This window comes from Cupriavidus sp. PET2-C1, from assembly GCF_054515855.1.
The window spans coordinates 1,662,429-1,681,917 of sequence record NZ_CM137259.1; the positions used below are offsets into that span (position 1 = coordinate 1,662,429).

13 protein-coding genes are annotated in these 19,489 nt (G+C 64.8%); 8 read left to right on the top strand and 5 right to left on the bottom strand.

Translation table 11 applies throughout. The annotated features are described in order from the left end of the window. Positions 1-250: 250 nt before the first annotated feature. From ACX12D_RS07655 to ACX12D_RS07665, 3 genes are all read right to left on the bottom strand, one after another. Positions 251-1,915: an ABC-F family ATP-binding cassette domain-containing protein gene (locus ACX12D_RS07655; protein WP_441630702.1), complete on the bottom strand. Its 1,665-nt coding sequence runs from the start codon at positions 1,913-1,915 to the stop codon at positions 251-253. A gap of 173 nt (positions 1,916-2,088) precedes the next feature. Continuing rightward, a complete protein-coding gene (locus tag ACX12D_RS07660) occupies positions 2,089-3,075 on the bottom strand; it encodes an acetoacetate decarboxylase (ADC) (RefSeq protein ID WP_459373514.1) in 987 nt (328 codons plus the stop codon). Positions 3,076-3,148: 73 nt separating this feature from the next. Next, positions 3,149-4,384 (bottom strand): NADH:flavin oxidoreductase/NADH oxidase family protein, encoded by a 1,236-nt coding sequence (locus ACX12D_RS07665; protein WP_459373515.1) that lies wholly within the window; start codon positions 4,382-4,384, stop codon positions 3,149-3,151. 390 nt (positions 4,385-4,774) lie between these two features. Between ACX12D_RS07665 and ACX12D_RS07670 the strand changes: the two genes are divergently transcribed. The 4 genes from ACX12D_RS07670 to ACX12D_RS07685 all read left to right on the top strand — a co-directional run bounded on the left by ACX12D_RS07670 (position 4,775) and on the right by ACX12D_RS07685 (position 9,528). Further along, on the top strand, positions 4,775-6,019 hold the full coding sequence (locus ACX12D_RS07670; protein WP_459373516.1) for a saccharopine dehydrogenase family protein: 1,245 nt from the start codon (positions 4,775-4,777) through the stop codon (positions 6,017-6,019). A 171-nt stretch (positions 6,020-6,190) separates the two neighbouring features. Then, a complete protein-coding gene (locus ACX12D_RS07675) occupies positions 6,191-6,673 on the top strand; it encodes a MerR family transcriptional regulator (RefSeq protein WP_459373517.1) in 483 nt (160 codons plus the stop codon). 93 nt (positions 6,674-6,766) lie between these two features. Next, positions 6,767-7,234: a (2Fe-2S)-binding protein gene (locus tag ACX12D_RS07680; protein WP_441630709.1), complete on the top strand. Its 468-nt coding sequence runs from the start codon at positions 6,767-6,769 to the stop codon at positions 7,232-7,234. Beyond that, on the top strand, positions 7,231-9,528 hold the full coding sequence (locus tag ACX12D_RS07685; RefSeq protein WP_459373518.1) for a xanthine dehydrogenase family protein molybdopterin-binding subunit: 2,298 nt from the start codon (positions 7,231-7,233) through the stop codon (positions 9,526-9,528). The genes ACX12D_RS07680 and ACX12D_RS07685 overlap by 4 nt, the downstream gene beginning before the upstream one ends. 112 nt (positions 9,529-9,640) lie before the next feature. Here the strand turns inward: ACX12D_RS07685 and ACX12D_RS07690 are convergent, their stop codons facing one another. Then, positions 9,641-12,322, bottom strand: a complete 2,682-nt coding sequence (locus ACX12D_RS07690; protein WP_459373519.1) for a LuxR C-terminal-related transcriptional regulator — start codon at positions 12,320-12,322, stop codon at positions 9,641-9,643. A gap of 255 nt (positions 12,323-12,577) precedes the next feature. Between ACX12D_RS07690 and ACX12D_RS07695 the strand changes: the two genes are divergently transcribed. From ACX12D_RS07695 to ACX12D_RS07710, 4 genes are all read left to right on the top strand, one after another. After that, on the top strand, positions 12,578-13,861 hold the full coding sequence (locus ACX12D_RS07695; RefSeq protein ID WP_459373520.1) for an acyl-CoA dehydrogenase family protein: 1,284 nt from the start codon (positions 12,578-12,580) through the stop codon (positions 13,859-13,861). Next, entirely contained in the window at positions 13,861-15,492 is a 1,632-nt protein-coding gene (locus ACX12D_RS07700) for an AMP-binding protein (RefSeq protein ID WP_459373522.1), read from the top strand. The genes ACX12D_RS07695 and ACX12D_RS07700 overlap by 1 nt, the downstream gene beginning before the upstream one ends. A 62-nt stretch (positions 15,493-15,554) precedes the next feature. After that, positions 15,555-16,673 carry a saccharopine dehydrogenase family protein gene (locus ACX12D_RS07705; protein ID WP_459373523.1) on the top strand — a complete coding sequence of 373 codons (1,119 nt, stop codon included), beginning with the start codon at positions 15,555-15,557 and terminating at the stop codon, positions 16,671-16,673. Between the two features lie 67 nt (positions 16,674-16,740). Further along, positions 16,741-17,982 carry a thiolase family protein gene (locus tag ACX12D_RS07710; RefSeq protein WP_459373525.1) on the top strand — a complete coding sequence of 414 codons (1,242 nt, stop codon included), beginning with the start codon at positions 16,741-16,743 and terminating at the stop codon, positions 17,980-17,982. 81 nt (positions 17,983-18,063) lie between these two features. Here the strand turns inward: ACX12D_RS07710 and ACX12D_RS07715 are convergent, their stop codons facing one another. Continuing rightward, positions 18,064-19,440 (bottom strand): amidohydrolase, encoded by a 1,377-nt coding sequence (locus ACX12D_RS07715; protein ID WP_459373526.1) that lies wholly within the window; start codon positions 19,438-19,440, stop codon positions 18,064-18,066. Positions 19,441-19,489: the final 49 nt, after the last annotated feature.

The following is a 19,489-nucleotide window of genomic DNA, read 5'->3' on the forward strand; positions in this document are numbered from 1 at the left end:
GTCGATTTGGCACTGCGGCCTGCCTCCGGGCCATGGGGGACGTCTCTTGATGGCCGCCTCCGGTCCACGGAGGGGGCGGAACGGCGGTCGTTCCCTACCGCCCCATCTCTGCCGTTCGATCCAGCGAAACAGAGTGGGCGAAGTGAGTCCGAGAACGATCTCGGCGCCGAGGTTCGTATCAGTCTCGAGGCGCTCAATGGCGACCTTCACGCTGAATCCTGTGAAGCTCACCATTTCAGGCGATGACCTCCTACTCTGCGGCAGCCTGCTCGCGCATGCGACGGGCTTCGTCGCGCAGGAACTGCTGGTAGTCGTCCAGATCCCCGTCGAAGGGCTCGACGCCGCCCTTGGTGACCAGCCAGAACTCGTCGCATACGGCGCGCAGCAGGGCCCGGTCGTGACTGACCAGCATCACTGTGCCTTCAAATTCGTTGAGCGCCATGGCCAGCGCTTCGCGTGTGGCCAGGTCCAGGTGGTTGGTAGGCTCGTCGAGCAGCAGCAGGTTGGGGCGCTGCCACACGATCATGCACAACACGAGCCGCGCCTTTTCGCCGCCGCTCATCGTGCCAACCGCCTGATGGACCATGTCGCCGCTGAAGCTGAATGTGCCGAGGAAGGTGCGAAGGGATTGCTCGGTGCCACTCTGGCCGGGGGCGCGCATGTGCGCCGGCGTGTCCTTGGCAAGGCGGATCATGTGTTCCATCGGCGTGTCGAGCAGGCGCAGCACGTCGAGTTCCTGCTGTGCGAAGTAGCCGATATTCAGGCCTTTGCCTTCGCTGATTTCGCCGGAAATCGGCGCCAGCGCGTGCGCCACCGTCTTCACCAGCGTGGACTTGCCTTGACCGTTGGCACCGAGAATGCCGATGCGCTGCCCGGCCAGCACGGAACGATTGATGCCCCGCACGATGACCGTGGGCGGCGTGCCGGGCAGTGCGTCGGTCGGCGCCGGGTAGCCGAAGCTCGCGTCCAGCATCGACAACAGCGGGTTCGGGACGTTGAGCGGCTCCTTGAACTCGAAGGTGAACTCTGCGTCGGCAAGCACCGGTGCGATCTTCTCCATGCGTTCGAGCGCCTTGACCCGGCTCTGCGCCTGCTTCGCCTTCGAGGCCTTGGCCTTGAAACGGTCGATGAACTTCTGCAGGTGGGCGATCTTGTCTGCTTGCTTGGCCACCGCCGCCTGCTGCAATATGAGTTGCTCAGCGCGCATGTCTTCGAACTTGCTGTAGTTGCCGCCATAACGCACGAGCTTGGCATTGTCGACGTGCACCGTCACCTGCGTCACCGCGTCGAGGAACTCGCGGTCGTGGCTGATCACTACCAGGGTTCCTGGATAGCGCTTGAGCCAGGCTTCCAGCCAGACCAGCGCGTCGAGGTCCAGGTGATTGGTCGGTTCGTCGAGCAGCAGCAGGTCGGACGGGCACATGAGCGCGCGCGCCAGTTGCAGTCGCATGCGCCAGCCGCCGGAGAAACTGTTGACCGGCTGACTCAGCTGCGCAGCACTGAAGCCAAGGCCCAGGATCAGCGCTTGGGCACGTGCGGGGGCATCGTGTGCACCGGCGTCGTGCAGGGCCATGTAGGCGTGCGCCATGCGCATGCCGTCGTCGCTGGCCTCGGCGGCGGCTACTTCGGCCTGCGCGGCCAGCAGCGCGGTGTCACCCTCGACGACGAAGTCGGTCGCGCTCTGCTCGGTCTCCGGCATCTCCTGCGCGACCTGGCCCATCTTCCATGCAGCGGGAATCGAGAACTCGCCGCTGTCTTCGTGCAGCGTGCCGTTGAGAAGGGCGAAGAAGGACGACTTGCCGGCGCCATTGCGGCCGACAAGACCAATCTTTTCGCCGGGATTGAAAGTGACGGACGCGAGGTCGAGTACGACATTGACGCCACGACGCAGCGTGACATTACGGACGGAAATCATAGGGGGCCACTTCGGAGAGGAATGGCATGATAGCCGACCGGCGTGCTGGGCTGTCGCTTTTCTGGCCGCACGCGTGAAGAGCCGCTTGCGCTTTGCGGCGCCCACCGGCCACAAGGCAAGGCGGCTCCTGGCTTGAGGATGGCTACCGGCGTCGACTCGACGACAAGAAAGGATCACAGCGGCTTGGGGGAGTACAGCGCACTTTGGAATTCGGGCACGTACTCGTACTTGAGCATCTTGCCTAGCTTCAGGGACTTGATGAATGTCGATAAACTGCCTTCAGTCAGACTGAGGCTCACCGCCCCCGCACTTGTGCTGGAGGCATGACTGAGCTGACGGGAAGTTGCATAACCAGTGGTTAATCGCCCTTGCTGATCGACATTTGTAAAGCTATTGGTCACCATGGAGATCTTTTTCGAAAGCTCGTCCAGCTTCCTGGCTTCGATGGTGACATCGGCTTTGCCCGTCTCACTGTCAAAGATCTCGACGACAACCGACTCGTCGGTTTCGCGGTAGTGAATGTCCGTCAGCCACTTAGGTAGATTGTAGCCAACAACACCCCGTACCCTGGCGAGCTCGGTATTTACCGGAAGCTTCAGTACATAGCCCCAGAAGTCGTTCGACATCGCCTGACTCAGCAAGGTCAGCGGCCCAAGACTGGAGCTGCCCGGCCGATTCGTGATGACGGAGAGACCAATCTCGTTGTAGCTGTCGTTGTCGCAATAGTGATATGCGTAGGCGGTGAGTGCGACAAGGCCTCTGCCCGGCCAGACCTGAAGCGGTTGAACCTTCTCCAGCACTTGGGCAGGTATCAATTCCCGCAGCTTGTCCAGGTCGGCGGTAAAGATGGCCGTCACCCTGCTGTTCTTGTAGTAGAAATTTGGCGAATAGGATTCAAAGCCAATATCTACTTTCTCCTTCTTGAGTTCCTTGAACCAACTCAAGTCAATGTCTGGCGCTTCGGATTCAATGGCGGAAAGCGGAGGATTGGAGCGATAGCGGTCATACAGCCCGCCTTTGACCACAGGGACCTGATGGCCAGCGAGGTTGATTGTTGTGCTTTCGGATTGCATAGCGTTCGATGTGCCATCGGCCCATGAGGGATTCGAGATGGCGCTCAGGATTGCACCTGCCGTAGCTGCAAGATTTCTGATGTTCATATTGACGATACTCTGGGTGGCTAAGTTGAGGGAGCTTGCAGAGTTGCCTGGCCTGTCTGGCCTGTCTGGCCTGTCAGGCATGGGCGCGCTGAGCCATCCAGCGCCGGTATTGGCGGACGCGGCATGCGTTGGACACCTGCTGCAGGATCAGCGCGCGCAGCGGTGACACCTTGGGATCAGTGGCCTTGCCCCGGCTGAGTTTGCGCAGTTGAAACTTGACTGCCGCCATGTTGGCCAATGAAGCCAGTGGCTTGTTCTTCCAACCGATCGGCAGCAACGCAGGCGCACTGTCTTTGCCGGCACGCCAGTCGCGCGGCAGATTGGGGTCGATGGCCAGGGCGGTACCGATGCCAACCATGTCCACGCCGCTCTTGACCACTTGCTCGGCCACCGGCCGACGGCGGATGCCGCCTGTGACCATCACCGGCATCTTCGCCACCGCGCGGATGTCGTGGGCGAACTCGACAAAGTAGGCCTCGCGGGCGAGCGTGCTGCCGTCGCGGGCGTCACCCTGCATGGCCGGGGCCTCATAGCTCCCTCCCGACAACTCGACCAGGTCAACGGCCAGCTCGTTGAGCAGCTTCACAACCTGGCGGGCGTCATCCGCGCTGAAGCCGCCACGCTGGAAGTCGGCAGAGTTCAGCTTGACGGCAACCGCGAATCCGGGCGAAACCACGGCGCGTACGGCCTTGACGATCTCAAAGAGCAGGCGGGCGCGGTTCTCCAGCGCGCCACCCCACGCATCTGTTCTTTGGTTGCTCAACGGCGAGAGGAATTGGCTCAGCAGGTAGCCGTGCGCCGCGTGAATTTCGACGCCGGTGAAACCTGCCTGTTCCCCAAGTTGCGCCGTACGGGCAAAGCGCTGGATCACGTCCTCGATAACCTCCTGCGTCATCGCCTGCGGCGTGTTGAAGTGCTTGGACATATTGCCCAGGTTCATTGCCACAGCGGAGGGAGCCCAGGTGGGCTGCCCCAGATTGGCAGGCATTTGGCGGCCGGGATGGTTGATCTGCAGCCAGAACTGCGCCCCCTTGGATCGGCCGACCCGTGCCCAGCGCTTGAACCGGTCCAGGTGCCTGGCGTCTTCCAGCACGACGCCGCCGGGTCCTGTCATGGCACGGCTGTCCACCATCACATTGCCGGTCATCAGCAGGCCGGCACCCCCCTCTGCCCAGGCCTTGTACAGGCGCATCAGCGCCTCGGAGGGGGCGTGGTCAGCATCCGCCATGTTCTCTTCCATGGCGGCTTTGGCGATGCGATTCGGAACGGTTGAACCGTTACGGAGGATCAACTTGTCGAACACGTTCATGGGGTCACCTCGTTTGTCGTGGCTCGACTTTAAGGTTGAAGTCAACTTTAAGGTCAACACCTTTTTTGAGGTGATGTATGAGCATCGCCGTGGATGGCTGCGAGAACTGGACGCCGACTGGCGGCTGTTTGGCCCCACAAGGTGACCGAAATGAGACTAACCCGAACTATCCGCATCTGGATGCTTGACCTTAAAGTTGTGTTTAACCTTAAAGTGTTGGCTGCCCACAGTTGATCGGCTTGTCTCGGGTACCGCGTACAGGGTCAATCATCGAGAAAACGCAATGAATATGGATAGGCGGTTCACACGGATCGAATTTGGACCGCTGGAAGGTGAGCCGGAAGGCTTGAATTCCAGCCCCTCGGCAATCAGCGCCGCAAGGAAACGTCCATGACCGCCCCAGGCTATGACGTCGTCGTATTTGGCGCCACCAGCTTTGTTGGTCAGATCCTGACGCGGTACCTGGCCGAATACCTCTCCGGTCGGGCTGAAACCTTGCGCTGGGCCATTGCGGGCCGATCCGAAGCGAAGCTCGAGGACGTCAGGCGCTCGCTGGGCGCGGCGGGGCAGTCCCTGCCCATCATCGTGGCGGACGCTGCTGACGAAGCCCAGTTGCGAGCCCTGTGTGCGCAGACCCGGGTGGTGGTGTCCACCGTCGGCCCCTACGCCCTGTATGGCGAACCGCTGATCAAGGTGTGCGCTGCAAGTGGCACGGACTACTGCGACCTCGCCGGCGAGACCCAGTGGATCAAGCGGATGATCGAGAAATATGAGGCCACGGCCCAGCAATCGGGGGCGCGCATTGTGCATTGCTGCGGCTTCGATTCGGTGCCCTCCGACATGGGCGTCTATTTTTTGCAGCGACAGGCGATGCGGCATTTTGGTGCCCCGGCCGCCCATGTCAAGATGCGCGTCAAGACAATCAAGGGTGGCGCTTCAGGCGGCACGGTGGCCAGCATGATCAACGTGGTCAAGGAGGCCGCTGCCGATCCTTCCTTGCGCAAGGAGCTGGTCAACCCCTATGCACTTTGCCCCAGAGGCCACGGTTTCACGGCACGCCAGCGCTACGTTAGAGCCGCCGAATTCGATACTGACTTCGATGCCTGGATAGCCCCCTTCGTCATGGCGGCGATCAATGAGCGCGTGGTTCACCGATCCAACGCCTTGTCAGGTCAGGCCTATGGCAACCCGTTCACGTATGACGAAGCGCTGCTGACAGGGGTGGGTTTCAAAGGCCGCTTGACCGCACTGACGATCGTGGCGGGTCTCGGTGCGTTCATGGTGGGAGCCGTCATCAGCCCCATACGCGGCGTGATGGAGCGCTTCTTGTTGCCCAAGCCCGGCGAAGGGCCCAGCCCTGCGGCACAGTTGGCCGGTCGCTACGATCTGCGCTTCCTGGGTCGAACCGAAGGGGGGCATGCCTTACGTGTGAAAGTCACCGGTGATCGCGATCCGGGTTATGGCTCCACCAGCAAGATACTTGGCCAGGCGGCGGCCAGCCTGGCACTGGACCACGTTAAGAACGGTATCAAGATCGGGCGCGGTGGCGGCTTCTGGACACCGGCAACGATATTCGACGAGCGCTTTATCGACCGCCTGACGCGCCATGCTGGTTTGCGCTTCGAGCTGATATGACGTGGCACCTGAAAGACGCATTCAGCCTGCAAGCCAAGATGGCGTTGGCCAAACGCTGAGCCCTGCAGCCAGGCTGAGTAGCGCGTTTTAACTGACGTAGTTTTAACTGACGTAGAGAGCCAGAGATTCTTGAGGGCGACTTCAAACTGTTTGAGGAGGAGTGTGGCGAGCATGAAGATCGGGGAACTGGCGGAGCGCACTGGCCTTGCCCCTTCGCGCATCCGCTTTTACGAAGGCATCGGCCTGTTGAAGGTCGAGCGTCAGCCGAACGGTTATCGGACCTATCCGCCTCAAACGGTGCTGGTGCTTGACCTGATCGCGGCTGCGCAGCAAGCCGGTTTTAGTCTCGACGAGATTCGTACGCTGCTACCGCCCGAGCTGGCGCACTGGAAGCATGGCTCGTTGATTGAAGCGCTCCGCGGCAAGGTGCAGGACATCGAGGCGCTGGAGGCGCGGCTTGCGCAGAGCAAGGCGCACCTCGTCGCACTGCTGGCGGAGATTGAGGCGAAGCCTGAGGATATTGACTGCGCCACCAACGCGAGGAGGGTGCTGTCGCGGATGCGGTCAGGGGAAATGGAAAGCCCGGCCCTGGGGGCGGGCGATGTCACTACACTTCGCAAGGCAAGCCGGCGCCGGTCAGGCAGGACTGGCTAATGGACCGTCGATGGTCCGCGCAACTGCGCGGCCAACGCGCTCGGCATGCGCGGCAAGCCAGCATGCATTTTGGTAAGGGCAAGGAAATAACACATGGATCTGGACGTCAACCACCAGCCGGTCAGCGTTGAATGCGACCCGGCCACCCCCTTGCTGTGGGTGTTGCGGGACCACCTGAACCTGACGGGCACGAAGTTCGGCTGCGGCGTCGCGGCTTGCGGCGCGTGTACCGTGCATCTGGATGGCGCGGCGGTGCGGTCCTGCGTCCTGCCGGTGGCGGCGGTGGCCGGCAAGCGCATCACCACGATCGAAGGGCTGGCCAGCGCACCGGGCAAGCGCCACGCGCTGCAGCAGGCCTGGATTGACGAACAGGTGCCGCAATGCGGCTACTGCCAGTCGGGCATGCTGATGGCGGCGGCGGACCTCCTGGCCCGGCAGCCAGACCCAGGGGATGCCGACATCGATGCGGCCATCACCAACCTGTGCCGCTGCGGCACCTATCCGCGCGTGCGCACCGCCATCAAGCGTGCCGCGAAGGCGCTGCGGGAGGGCCGCGCATGAACGCCAACGCAACGACCCCGCGCCGCGGGCGGCGCCGATTCCTGCTCGGGGCGCTCGGCCTTGGCGGCGCGCTGGTGGTGGGCTGGGGCGTGATGCCCCCGCGCAGCCGGCTTGGCGATCCCGCAGTGTTTCCTGAAACGTCCGGCCAGATTGCCCTGAACGGCTGGATCAAGATCACGCCGGAAGGCAACGTCATCCTCGCCATGCCGCGGGTGGAGATGGGGCAGGGCATCCACACCGCGCTGTCGATGCTGGCCGCCGAGGAGCTCGATATTCCGCTGGCAAGGGTGAGCATCGAGTCGTCGCCCATCGAGCGCATCTACGGCAATGTCGTCGCCATGGGCGACAGCTCGCTGCCGCTGCATCCGGACGATGCCGACAAGACCTGGGCGCGCGCACTGCACTGGATCATGGCTAAGAGCGCGCGCGAGATCGGCCTCATCATCACCGGCGCCAGCAGCAGCGTGGCCGACGGCTGGCAGCCAGTGCGCGAGGCCGCCGCGACCGCGCGCGCCGCCTTGGTGGAAGCTGCTGCGCGCGAATGGGGCGTGCCGGCGGCGCAGGTAACGGTGCGGGAAGGCCAGCTCATTGGCCCGGGCGGCAAGCGGATGCCTTTCTCCGCGGTCGCGCGGAAGGCGCGCGACATTGCGCCGCCATCGAGCGTCACGCTCAAACCGGCTGCGCAATATCAACTGATTGGCAAGCCTGCACCGCGCAATGACATCGCCGCCAAGACGGATGGCAGCGCACGCTTTGCCATCGATGCGCGGCCTCCCGGCATGTTGTATGCGGCGGTCGTCATGTGTCCGGTGTTTGGCGGCAAGCTCAAGACCTTCCAGTCGAAGGCGGCGCTTGCCATGCCCGGCGTGCGCTATGTCGTGCCGTTCGATGGATCGACGGGTGGCGCACCGGGTGTGGCCGTGGTGGCCGACCACTACTGGCAGGCACGCCAGGCCCTGGAAAAGCTCGAGCCGGCCTGGGACAACGGGCCGCATGCCTCGCTCGATTCCGCGGGCATCCGGCAGCAGCTCGTCGGCGCGCTCGACAGCGACAAGGGCGGCTTCACGTACCGTTCGATGGGCGATGGCCTGAAGGCCTTTGACAAGACGGGTGGCGCAACCCTCGTCGAGGCCGAATACAGTGTGCCGTACCTGGCGCATGCCGCCATGGAGCCGATCAACTGCACGGCGCAGGTGACCAGGGATGGCGTGCAGCTCTGGGCGCCCACCCAGGTGGCCACGCTGGCGCAACTGGTCGCCGCGCGCGCCGCAGGTGTGAGCCGGGACCAGGTGAAGATCGACATCCCGCTTATTGGCGGCGGATTCGGACGGCGGCTGGAGTCGGATTTCATCGGCCAGGCCGTGTCGATCGCCACCAAGACTGAGGGCCGCCCGGTACAGGTGATCTGGGCGCGCGAAGACGACATCCGCCACGACTTCTATCGCCCGCAGGCCATCGCACGGCTGAAGGCACGCGTCGAGAACGGCAAGGTGACGGCCATCGCCTCGCGCAGTGCCGGGCAGTCGATCCTGGCCGGCGAGCTGGAGCGTCTGTTCGGCGCGCCGTCGGCCGGTATTGACCGCTATGCAGCCGAGGGCCTGTTCGACCTGCCGTACGAGATCGAGCACGAGCACATCGCGCACGTGGTGGTCGATTTGCCGGTACCGATCGGGTTCTGGCGCAGCGTCGGCCATTCCTACACCGGGTTCTTCCTGGAGGGCTTCCTGAACGATGTGGCGGCCGCTGCCAAGCTAGACCCGCTGGCGATGCGGCGCGACTTGCTCAAGGCGCACCCGCGCGAGCTGAAGGTGCTCGACACCCTGGCGCAGGCGGCAGGCTGGGGCCAGCCGCTGGCACCGGCCGCGGACGGCGCACCGCGTGCGCGTGGGCTCGCGCTGCACAATGCGTTTGGCTCGGTGGTGGCGCAGGTGGCGGAAGTATCGCTCAAGGACGGCAAGCCGCTTGTACATCGCGTTGTCTGCGCCGTGGACTGCGGCACGGTGGTCAATCCGGACATCGTTGCGCAGCAGATGGAAAGCGGGATCATCTTCGGGCTGACTGCGGCGCTGTACGGCCAGGTCCAGATCAAGGACGGGCAGGTCGTACAGGCCAACTTCCCCGACTATCCGCTGCTGACGATGGCGCAGGCACCGGTGATCGAAACCCACCTAGTGCCCAGCACGGCCGAGCCCAGTGGCGTTGGTGAAATTGCAGTGCCCCCGGTCGCACCGGCCGTGGCACATGCCGTCGCCCAGCTCACCGGCAAACCGGTGCGGCAACTGCCGATTGGGTAAGGCAAAAACAATGTGGATACTTCGCGGCGTCCCCCGGACCTCCGTAGTCGACGCATAAGCCGTCATCCATGTTGGATGCGATATCGATCATTGCACTCGCCAAGGATTTCGGTCATAGAAGTCCGATTTCCCTCGCGCGTGCCACGGCCTGCATCCGGTTGCCTGTGCCCAACTTGCCATTGATGCGGCGCAGGTGTGTCTCGACGGTGTTTTCCGAAACAAACAGCAAACGCGCCAGGGCCTTGTTGGAGTGGCCATCGGCGACGCGCCGGATGATCTGGAGTTCGCGGGGGCTGAGCAGGCCTTCCTGTTCGCCGCGCACGGGCGTCCCGCGCTGCGATGAGGCCTGTGCGGCCTGTACCAGTCGCTCAAGGTACCGCGGATCGAAGACATGCTGCCGCGATGCCAGTGATGCAAGCAGTGGCTGCAGATGCCACGGCTCATCGGCAAGGATCCGGTGCGTCTGCCACGCCTGGCTCTGTGCCAGGGCGCGCTCAAGCCAGATCTGTGCTTGCGCAGACCGGCCCGCGGCATGGTGCGCCTGCGCCAGCAGCCAAGCGAGGCGCACGGCACGCCGCGCACGGCCGCTGCGCTCTGCAAGGCGCAGTGCGGCTTCGATGCGTTCCACATCGGCTTCTTCGCCGGGGGCCGCCAGCGCAATGCGAAAGCTGGCGATCTCGAGATCGTCGAGGTCGTCCGAGTAAGGCATCAGGGTACCGGAAGGTGGCGCCAATGACGCGGCCACGGCCAGTGCATGCCTCGCGCTGGAGACATCGCCCGCCAGCAAGGCAAGACGGCTCCTGTCGATGGCGGCCGCCATGCCCAAGCGTGCAATGCCGCGTGCGTCGCCAAGCCCCTGGAGTGTGTTGAGCTGGTCCAGGGCCTTGCCGGCGTCGCCGCCCAGCCACGCGATGCGGGAAGCCAGCCGATGGGCGACGATCAGGTGGTCCGGCAGGCAGGTGTCGCGGATCAGGGGCAGGTATTCGCTCAGCAGCGCGTCGGCGGCGGCGCTGTCGCCAAGTTCGTAGAGTGCTTCAGCCAGCAGCGTGCATGCAACCGGGCCCGAGCTGGTGTAGCGTTGCCCGCTGGCAACGATGCGGTTCAGCATGGCACTGAAGCGGGCAAGGCCGTCGCGGACATTGCCCTGCAGCATGTCGATCATGCCTTCGATGCAGGCGCTGTAGGTCAATCCGTAGATCGCGTTGACGGATTCGAGCTCGCGCTTTGCCTGCAACAGCGCATGCCGGGCCGGGACAAAGCGTCCCTGCAGCATATCGCCGTACGCCACCGCGTTCTGGAGCAGGCCGCTGACAAAGGGCGATGCGAGCCCCGCGCCCGCCAGGGCCGTGCGCGCCGCCAGGACAGCATCGTCCATCCGGTCCAGCCAGGCTGACAACATGACCCGCAAGACGGTGACGTCTTCCTCGTGGCTGGCTCCGGGATGCTTCTCCAGCGCGCCCAGCAGGCGCTCCGCGGCCGCATACCGGTGCAGGAAAACCATGGCGTACGCGGTAGCGGCCAGCACGGCAGGACGCCGTTCAAGTTCGGCGTGCGGCAGCGTGTCGGCCCACTGCACCACCAGGGCCATTTGCCCGCCACGTACATAATCCATGCCGCAGCGTTCGAGCAGATCGGCGGTCAGCGCGGTATCGCCGGCAGCCGAAGCATGCGCGATGGCCTGGGCGTAACGGGCCGTCGATGCCAGCCAGTTCGCCGCGCGCACATGCAGCCCGGCCAGTTCCTGCGCGGCGGTGCGCGTGAGCTGTGCACGAAGGAACTGCCTGAACAGGGGATGGTATCGATACCAGTCGCCTTCGGCCTCGATCGGCAGCAGGAAGAGGTTGTCACGGACGCTCTGCGCAATCCAGTCCGCGCTGTTCGCGCTCCCGAACGCGGCATCGCAGAGCTGGGGGCAGATCGCCTCGAAAATGGACGAGCGCAGCACGAAGCGGCGATGGGGCTCGGACAGCCTGGACAGCACGTCTTCGGCCAGGTACTCCGCGAGGTTGCCGGTTGTGCCGGAAAGCTGCTGCAGCCACGCTCGCGAGTCTGCGCGCCCGGCCAGTGCCGAGGCCGCGAGCTGCAGCGCCGCGGGCCAACCCTCGGTGCGGGCCTGGAGTTCGTCCAGGTCCGCATCCGCCATGCCAATGCCACGGCAGCCCGTCATGTAATCGCGGACTTCGCCGGCGCCAAAGCGCAGCATCGGCGCGTCGATTTCCAGCAGGCGCTGTTGCACACGCAGGCGCCCGAGCGGCAGGCCAGGCTTGTGGCGTGAGCCGAGCACCAAGCGCTGGCCCGGGCCAAGACTGAAGGCCAGCTCGCTGAAAAGGGACAACACGCTGCTGTCCTTGATCAGCTCGAATTCATCCACGAACAACACAAAGGGTGTCTCTACCCGGGACAGCACGTCGAGCAGTTGCCGGGCGGATCCGCCCGGCAGCCCCCGAGAGGCATCGATCCACTGGCCGGTTGATGGTGCTTCTCCCAGCGAAGGCAGTGCCGTGTGCAGGGCTGCCCAGAGATAGGGCGTGATCCGGCCCAGGTCGTTGTCAGCGCTGTCGAGATTGAGCCAGGCAGCCGGCACGCCGTGCTGCCGCGCGGCAACCAGGAGCTGTCGCATCGCCGTGGTCTTGCCAAAGCCGGCCGGGGCGCAGACCAGCGTCACGGCGGCGCGGCTGTCAGCCCAGGTGGCAGCAATGGCACTTCGCTCGACGCCTGGCCCGATCTCGCCGGGCGGCGCCAGCTTGAGCGGATTTAGCGCAGGGCCGGAAAAAGGATCGTTGCCAGAGAGCATGGGCACGGTTCGACGTTGGCGGCACGGGGGACGGGGCGATCAAGCGGTCACCAGCGTACCGCGTCCCGGCGCTAGCCGCCAGTGGCATATCGGGCACCGCACCGGCAATCACGGATTTCCGTGACACCGCGCCAGCCACCGATTCACGGTTCAGCGTGATGCAGGCGCAAGTCACGGCGCCCTAAGCTTCAGGCACAGAGATCGGACGCACTCTCAGACGTACCGACCGGACACCTGAACACAAGGAGACACACCATGAAAGCCACGGCCACCCCTGACGTCGAACCGGCAGCCATGCCGGCATCCCCAAAACCCAAGCTTGGTCCCCTTGGCGCGCAGCCGGCGCTGTCCGAGACGGCGGCCATGGTCCAGGAGACGGTGCACCGCTTTGCCGAAGAGGTGCTTCGGCCGGTCGGCATCCGGCTCGACAAGATGACGCCCGACGAGGTGATCGCGCCTGACTCGCCGTTCTGGAAGTCGCGCAAGCAGTACCTCGACCTGGGCTTCACCATCCAATCCATCTTCGAACTCGAGCCGTCCGAGCGCGCCCAAGTCCTTTGCGTGTTGTTCGAGGAACTGGGCTGGGGAGATGCGGGCCTGGCCATCTCGATCGGCGCCGGCCTGCTGCCCGCTTTCATGGCGGCCGCATTCGGCAATCGCTTCCTGATGGAGCGCTTCCCCGACACGATGCTTGGCTGCTGGGGCATTACCGAGCCGGACCACGGCTCGGACTCGCTGGATGCGAACCGCATGATCTTCCATCCCCAGGGCAACTATGGGCGGCCCAATTGCGTGGCCACGCTGGACGGTGACGCCGTCGTGATCAACGGGCAGAAGTCCGCGTGGGTATCCAACGGCACCATTGCCGAGGTCTGCATCCTCTACTGTGCCGCCGACTCCGGCAACGGCCCGGACAGCCGGCGCGGCTGCGTGGTCTATGTACCGATGGACGCACCCGGCGTTTCGCGCGGCAAGCCGCTGGACAAGATGGGCCAGCGCGCGCTCAACCAGGGCGAGATCTACTTCGACAACGTGCGCTTGTCGAAGGACTACCTGCTCGCCGGCCCCGATGACTACCTGACGGCGGTCTATGCCATCCACACCTTCGCCAATTCGATCATGGCCACCGTGTTCACCGGCACGGCCAGGTCCGCGTATGAGCTCGCGCTTGATTACGCCCATGAGCGCAAGCAGGGCGGCGTGCCCATCATCCGTCACCAGTCGGTGGCCCACCGCCTGTTCCATCTGGCACGTAAGGTGGAATGCGCCCGGGCACTCGCCCAGCGTGTCGTGCACTACAACCTGACCAACGATCCGCCCGCGCTGCATGCGGGGATGATGGCCAAGGTCACCTCGACGCAGCATGCGTTCGAAGTGGCCAGCGACGCGCTGCAGATCTTCGGCGGCAATGGCCTGACGCGCGAGTACCCGATCGAGAAGATCCTGCGCGACGCGCGGGCATCGCTGATCGAGGATGGCTGCAACGAGGTCCTGGCTATCAAGGGCGGGGCCTACCTGGTCGACGAGGAGCGTGTGTGATGGGCGCGACCGAGGCTGGCGTGGCAGCCGGCACCGCGGCCACGCGCGATGAACTGATCCTGGCCAACCTGATTGCCAACCGTGCGGAATCAGAGCCGGACCGCGACGTGCTGACCTTCGACCACGAGGGCGGCCCCGCCGAGGTCAGGACCTACCGCCAGCTCTGGGAAAATGGCTGCCGCATCGCGGCCGCCCTCGACCAGGCAGGCATGGCGCCAGGCGACAGGTTTGCGCTGCTGATGCAGAACCACCCCGAGTTCGTCGACGCCATGGTCGGTGCATCGATCAGCGGCACCGTGTTCGTGCCGATCGATCCCCGCACCCGTGGCGACAAGCTCGCTTACATGCTGCGCCATTCGGGCTGCAGGGGCGTCATCTGTGCCGACTATGCGGTGCAGACGCTGATGGCGGTCAGGCAGGACGTCCCGGACCTGCAATGGGTCTGGCTGCTGGAGTCCGATTCCTCGAAGGTACTGCCGCTGCAGGGTGACTATCCGCGAATGGGGGATATCCTGAGCGCGGCGGTTGCCACGCAGACTGTCCGCAGCGTGGATCCGCTGGCCCCGATGCAGATCATGTACACCTCGGGCACCACCGGCGATCCCAAGGGCGTGGTCATGCGGCACGCGCGCTATGGCGCTGCCGCGGGGTGGGCGCCGCTGTTCGGCTATGTACGGGATGACCGTCCCTATACCGGCCTCTCGCTGACGCACGGCAATGCGCAGATCGTGACGCTGGCCGCGACGCTCAAGCTCGGCATGCGCACGGTTTTCAGCCGGCGCTTCACCAAGTCGCGCCTGTGGGACGTCGCCCGCAGGTATGGCTGCACCACCTTCACGCTGCTTGGCGGCATGACCACCGCCGTCTACAGCGAGCCGCCCAAGGCCAACGATGCGGACAACCCGGTGCGCTTTGTCATCAGCGCGGGCATGCCCGCCGCCATCTGGGAAGCGTTCGCGAAGCGGTTCGGCGTGCGCATCGTCGAGTTCTACGGCGCGGTGGAGGGCGGGCTCTGCGTCAACCTGGGCGAAGGGCCGGTTGGCAGCATCGGCAAGCCGCCGCCTTTCCTCAATGTCCGGGTCGTCGACGATCAGGACCGGGATGTCCCGGCGAACCAGCCAGGGGAACTGATCTTTCAGCTTGCCAACGGCACGCCGGCGGATGTGGCCTACCTGCACAACCCCGACGCATCCGCGAAAAAGACCAGCAATGGCTGGCTGCGCATGGGCGACATCGGGCACCGCGACGAGCACGGCTGGCTCTACTTCGACTACCGCATCGGCGGCGGCATCCGGCACAACGGGGATTTCATCCAGCCCGGCGAGATCGAGCGGGTCATCGCCGAATGCGAGGACGTGGCCGACGTCTATGTCTACGGCGTGCCGGCGGCATCCGGCGCGCCCGGCGAGAAGGACGTGGTCGCCGCCATTGTGCCGGCACGCGGCGGGGCGCTCGATCCGCAGGCCCTGTTCGCCAGCTGCCGCAAGCGGCTGAGTGCCGGCATGGTGCCGTCCTACCTCCAGGTCATCGCGGAAATACCCAAGACGGCTTCGGAGAAACCACAGGAACGCTTCCTGCTGGAAGCGTTCCAGGCCCGGCGCGACAACGTTTTCCAGGAAGTACCGGCTTAAGCCACAAAACACAAAACGGACAGGGCAAACCATGCCCGCCATTGATTCTCAGGAGACACAAAATGCGTACCGATCAATACCAAGTCGTCGTCTATGGCGCAAGCGGCTACACCGGCAAGCTGATTGCCTGGAAGCTGGCCACCGCCGGCATTCCCTTCATTGCGGCCGGGCGCGACCAGGCACGCCTGGAGGCGCAGATGGCGCTGGTTCCGGAACTGGAAGGCCACGACTACCGTTGCGTGGGCGTGCGGCACGAGCACGCCGACCTGCTGTCCCTGTTTACCGGGCGCCAGGTCGTCATCAATGTGGTGGGGCCCTTCATGCAACTGGGGCTGCCGGTCGTCCAGGCTGCGCTGGAGGCCGGAGCGCACTATCTCGACACCACCGGTGAGCAGGACTGGATGCTGCTGCTGAAGCGGGAGTTCGGCGAGAAGTTCCGCCAGCGCGACCTGCTGCTCTGCCCCGCGAATTCCTATATGTGGGCCGAGGGCGTGCTGGCCACGGAGCTGGCGCTGGAAACGCCGGGCATCGACACGCTGGAAACCGTGTATCTGGCCGACTCGCAGGTCAGCGTGGCATCGACCATGTCGTTCCTGCGCATGTGCACCAATCCGCAGTACCGCATCCAGGACCGCGCGCTGGTCGAATGGCCTTATGCCACGGCCTACACCGTCAACGTGCCTGGCGAACACGCCGCGATCATGGCCTTGCCATGGAGCGGTGGTGGCGAGCCGGTCTGGTATGAGGGCGACGAGCGTGTGCGCCATGCACGCACGCTGGTGTCCTTCAAGAACCAGGACGCGTTCCAGGCAGTGTTCGGCATGCTGCAGAAGTTCGAAGCCGACTGCCGGCAGCTCCCGCATGAAGAGCGGGAGCAGATCACCAATGACTGGGGCAAGGGCATGACCACGGTGGAGCCCCCGCGCGAAGACCCCAACATCAATCGCTGCGTGCTGTCGTGCTTCGGGCGCGGCAACACGGCATCGGTATCGGTCGTGCTGCGCGGCAACTCACCGTATGCACAGACCGGCGTCTTCAATGCGGAGGCCACCCGGCGCCTCCTGGCCGGCAAGCTGAAGGCGACCGGCTTTGCCTCGCCGGCCGCGGCCTTCGGCGCGCGGGAACTGATTGGTGCCCAGGCAGAGCAGGGCTACCTGGCCTGGAACGTGACGCAGTTCTAAAGCGGTAATGACGCGATGGCGCCGGTGCGGCATGGCACGCACGGTGCCATCGCCTTGGGGAAAGATAATGAGCGAGACGGTATATATCGCTGGCGTCGGCATGACGCCATTCGGCAAGCAGATCGGCAAGAGCATCAAGGACCTGACGCGCGAAGCCGTGACGTCTGCCCTGAAGGATGCGGGCTGCGAGGCCCGTGCGTTGCAGGGCGCCTTCTTTGCCAATTGCACGCAGGGGCATATGGAGGGCCAGGACATGATCCGCGGCCAGATCGCGCTGCGCAGCATGGGTATCCAGGGCATCCCGGTGATCAATGTCGAGAATGCGTGCGCCAGCGCCAGCTCGGCGCTGCACCTGGCGGTCCAGTACGTCAAGGCGGGCGCCGCCGATATCGTGCTGGCGGTGGGTGCGGAGAAGATGTTCTCCACTGACAAGGCGCGCACGCTGAGCGTGTTCGATGGTGCGTGGGACGTTCACGACAAGGCGGCCGGCACCGCCCGGCTACTGGCCATGGGCGAAGGCGTGGAAGTGCCGGATGGCTCGACCTCACCCAGGCCCTACAGCGTGTTCATGGACATCTACGCGGCCATGGGCAGGATGCACATGCGGGAATACGGGTCGACGCAGCGCCATTTTGCCGCCGTCTCCGCCAAGAACCATCGGCATTCCGTCCACAACCCGCTGTCGCAATACCGCGAGGCCTACACCATCGAGGAAATCCTGGCCGCGCCGCCGATCACGTTCCCGCTGACACTGCCGATGTGCTCGCCCATCAGCGATGGGGCTGCCGCTGCCATCGTGTGCAGCGAGGCGGCTCTTGCCCGGCTCCACGGCAGCCGCAGCCGTGCCATCCGGGTGCTCGCGTCCGTCGTGGTGACCGGCAGCGACCGCGCGCCGGCACAGCTTGCCGACCACCTTGTGCGCAAAGGGGCGGCCGACGCCTACCGGATCGCCGGGGTGGGGCCGCGCGATATCTCGGTCGCGGAAGTGCATGACGCCAGCGCCATCGGCGAAGTGATTCAGGTGGAGGCACTCGGCCTCTGCGAGCCCGGCGAAGGTGGCTTGGCCGCGGAGCGGGGCGATACGAGTATCGGCGGGCGCATCCCCGTCAACACCTCCGGCGGCCTGGAGTCCAAGGGGCACCCAATCGGCGCCACCGGCCTCGGGCAGGTCTATGAGCTGGTATCGCAGTTGCGCGCAGAGGCAGGCGCGCGCCAGGTGGACGGCGCGCGAATCGCTATTGCCGAGAACGGCGGCGGCCTGCACGGCGTGGAAGAGGCCGTGGCCTGCCTGACCATTTTGGGCAGGTAATCGGGCAATCGGCGGGCAGTCGGCGGGCAGGTGGCGAGGCGGAGGTGGCTCGCACGCCTTGCGCGGACTGCCCGCCCCCCCTTATCGCTGCGCCATCGTCATATAGTCGACCGTCAGGCCAGCTAGCGCCCTGACCCCATTCACCAGCGCGGACTCATCCACATAGAACTCCGGCGAGTGGTTGGATGCTGCCTTGGTCACGTCCACGCCCTTGGGCGTCACACCCAGGTTGAAGAACAACCCCGGCACCTTCTCCTGATAGAAGGAGAAATCCTCCGACGCCGTGGCCTTGGGCGCGATCATCCAGTTGCCATCACCGGCCACGCGCTTGAGGGTGGGCGCCATCTTGTCGGTCAGCGCGGGCTGGTTGACGGTGGCGTTGTAAAGCTCCACGACCTTGAAGGTGGCCTCGGCGCCGGCGCTGCTGGCGATGGCTTCGGTGGTGCGTTTCATGCGGGCATGGATGTCTTTTTTCATGCCTTCGTCATAGGTGCGCACCGTGCCCATCATTTCGACTTTCTCCGGCACGATGTTCATGCGGTTGCCGCCGTGGATGGTGCCGACCGTGATCACCGAAGGCTCCAGCATGGCGTTGACCTGGCGGCTCTGGATGGTCTGCAGGCCTAGCACGATCTGCGACGCCACCACGATCGGGTCGATGCCGCCCCAGGGGCGAGCGCCATGGGTCTGGCGGCCCTTGACGTCGATCCAGAACTGGTCGGCTGCGGCCATCGACGGGCCGCTGCGCCAGGCCAGCTTGCCCGACTCGATGCCGCTGCTCACGTGCAGGCCGAAGATGGCATCCACCTTGGGATTGTCCAGCACACCCTCAGCCACCATCTGCTTGGCGCCCCACATATTGCTGCCGTTGGGCTCGAAATCCGCCGGGCTTTCCTCGGCCGGCTGGAAGATGAACTTGACCGTGCCGGGCAACTGGTCCTTCATGCCGGCCAGCACCTCGGCCGTGGCCATGAGAATCGCGACATGGGTGTCGTGCCCGCAGGCGTGCATCACGTCCACTTCCTTGCCGAGGTACTGCCCCTTGGCCTTGGAGGCGAAGGGCACGTCCACGCGCTCTTTCACCGGCAAGGCATCCATGTCCGCGCGCAGCGCCACCACGGGGCCCGGCTTGCCGCCCTTGAGCACGCCTACCACGCCGGTCTTGGCGACCCCCGTCGTGACTTCCATGCCGAGCTTGCGCAGATGGTCCGCCACCAGCTTGGAGGTACGGACCTCATAGTTGCCAAGTTCGGGATGCTGGTGGATGTCGCGGCGCCAGGCGATCAGCTGAGCTTCGACGGCCTTGGCGCGGGTCTCGATCTGGGCCTGCAGGCTCTCGCTGCCGGTGGCTTGCGCCTGCGCGGCGGCGGGTGCCAGGCACAGCAGGCCGGCGGCCAGCGCGAGGGCGGAAACGCCGGCGCGCAGCGCGGCAGGGGAATGGGCTTGGCGTGCTGCCATGAAGACTCCTTTTTTATTTTTTCGTGATGGAACAGGATGAACAAACCAA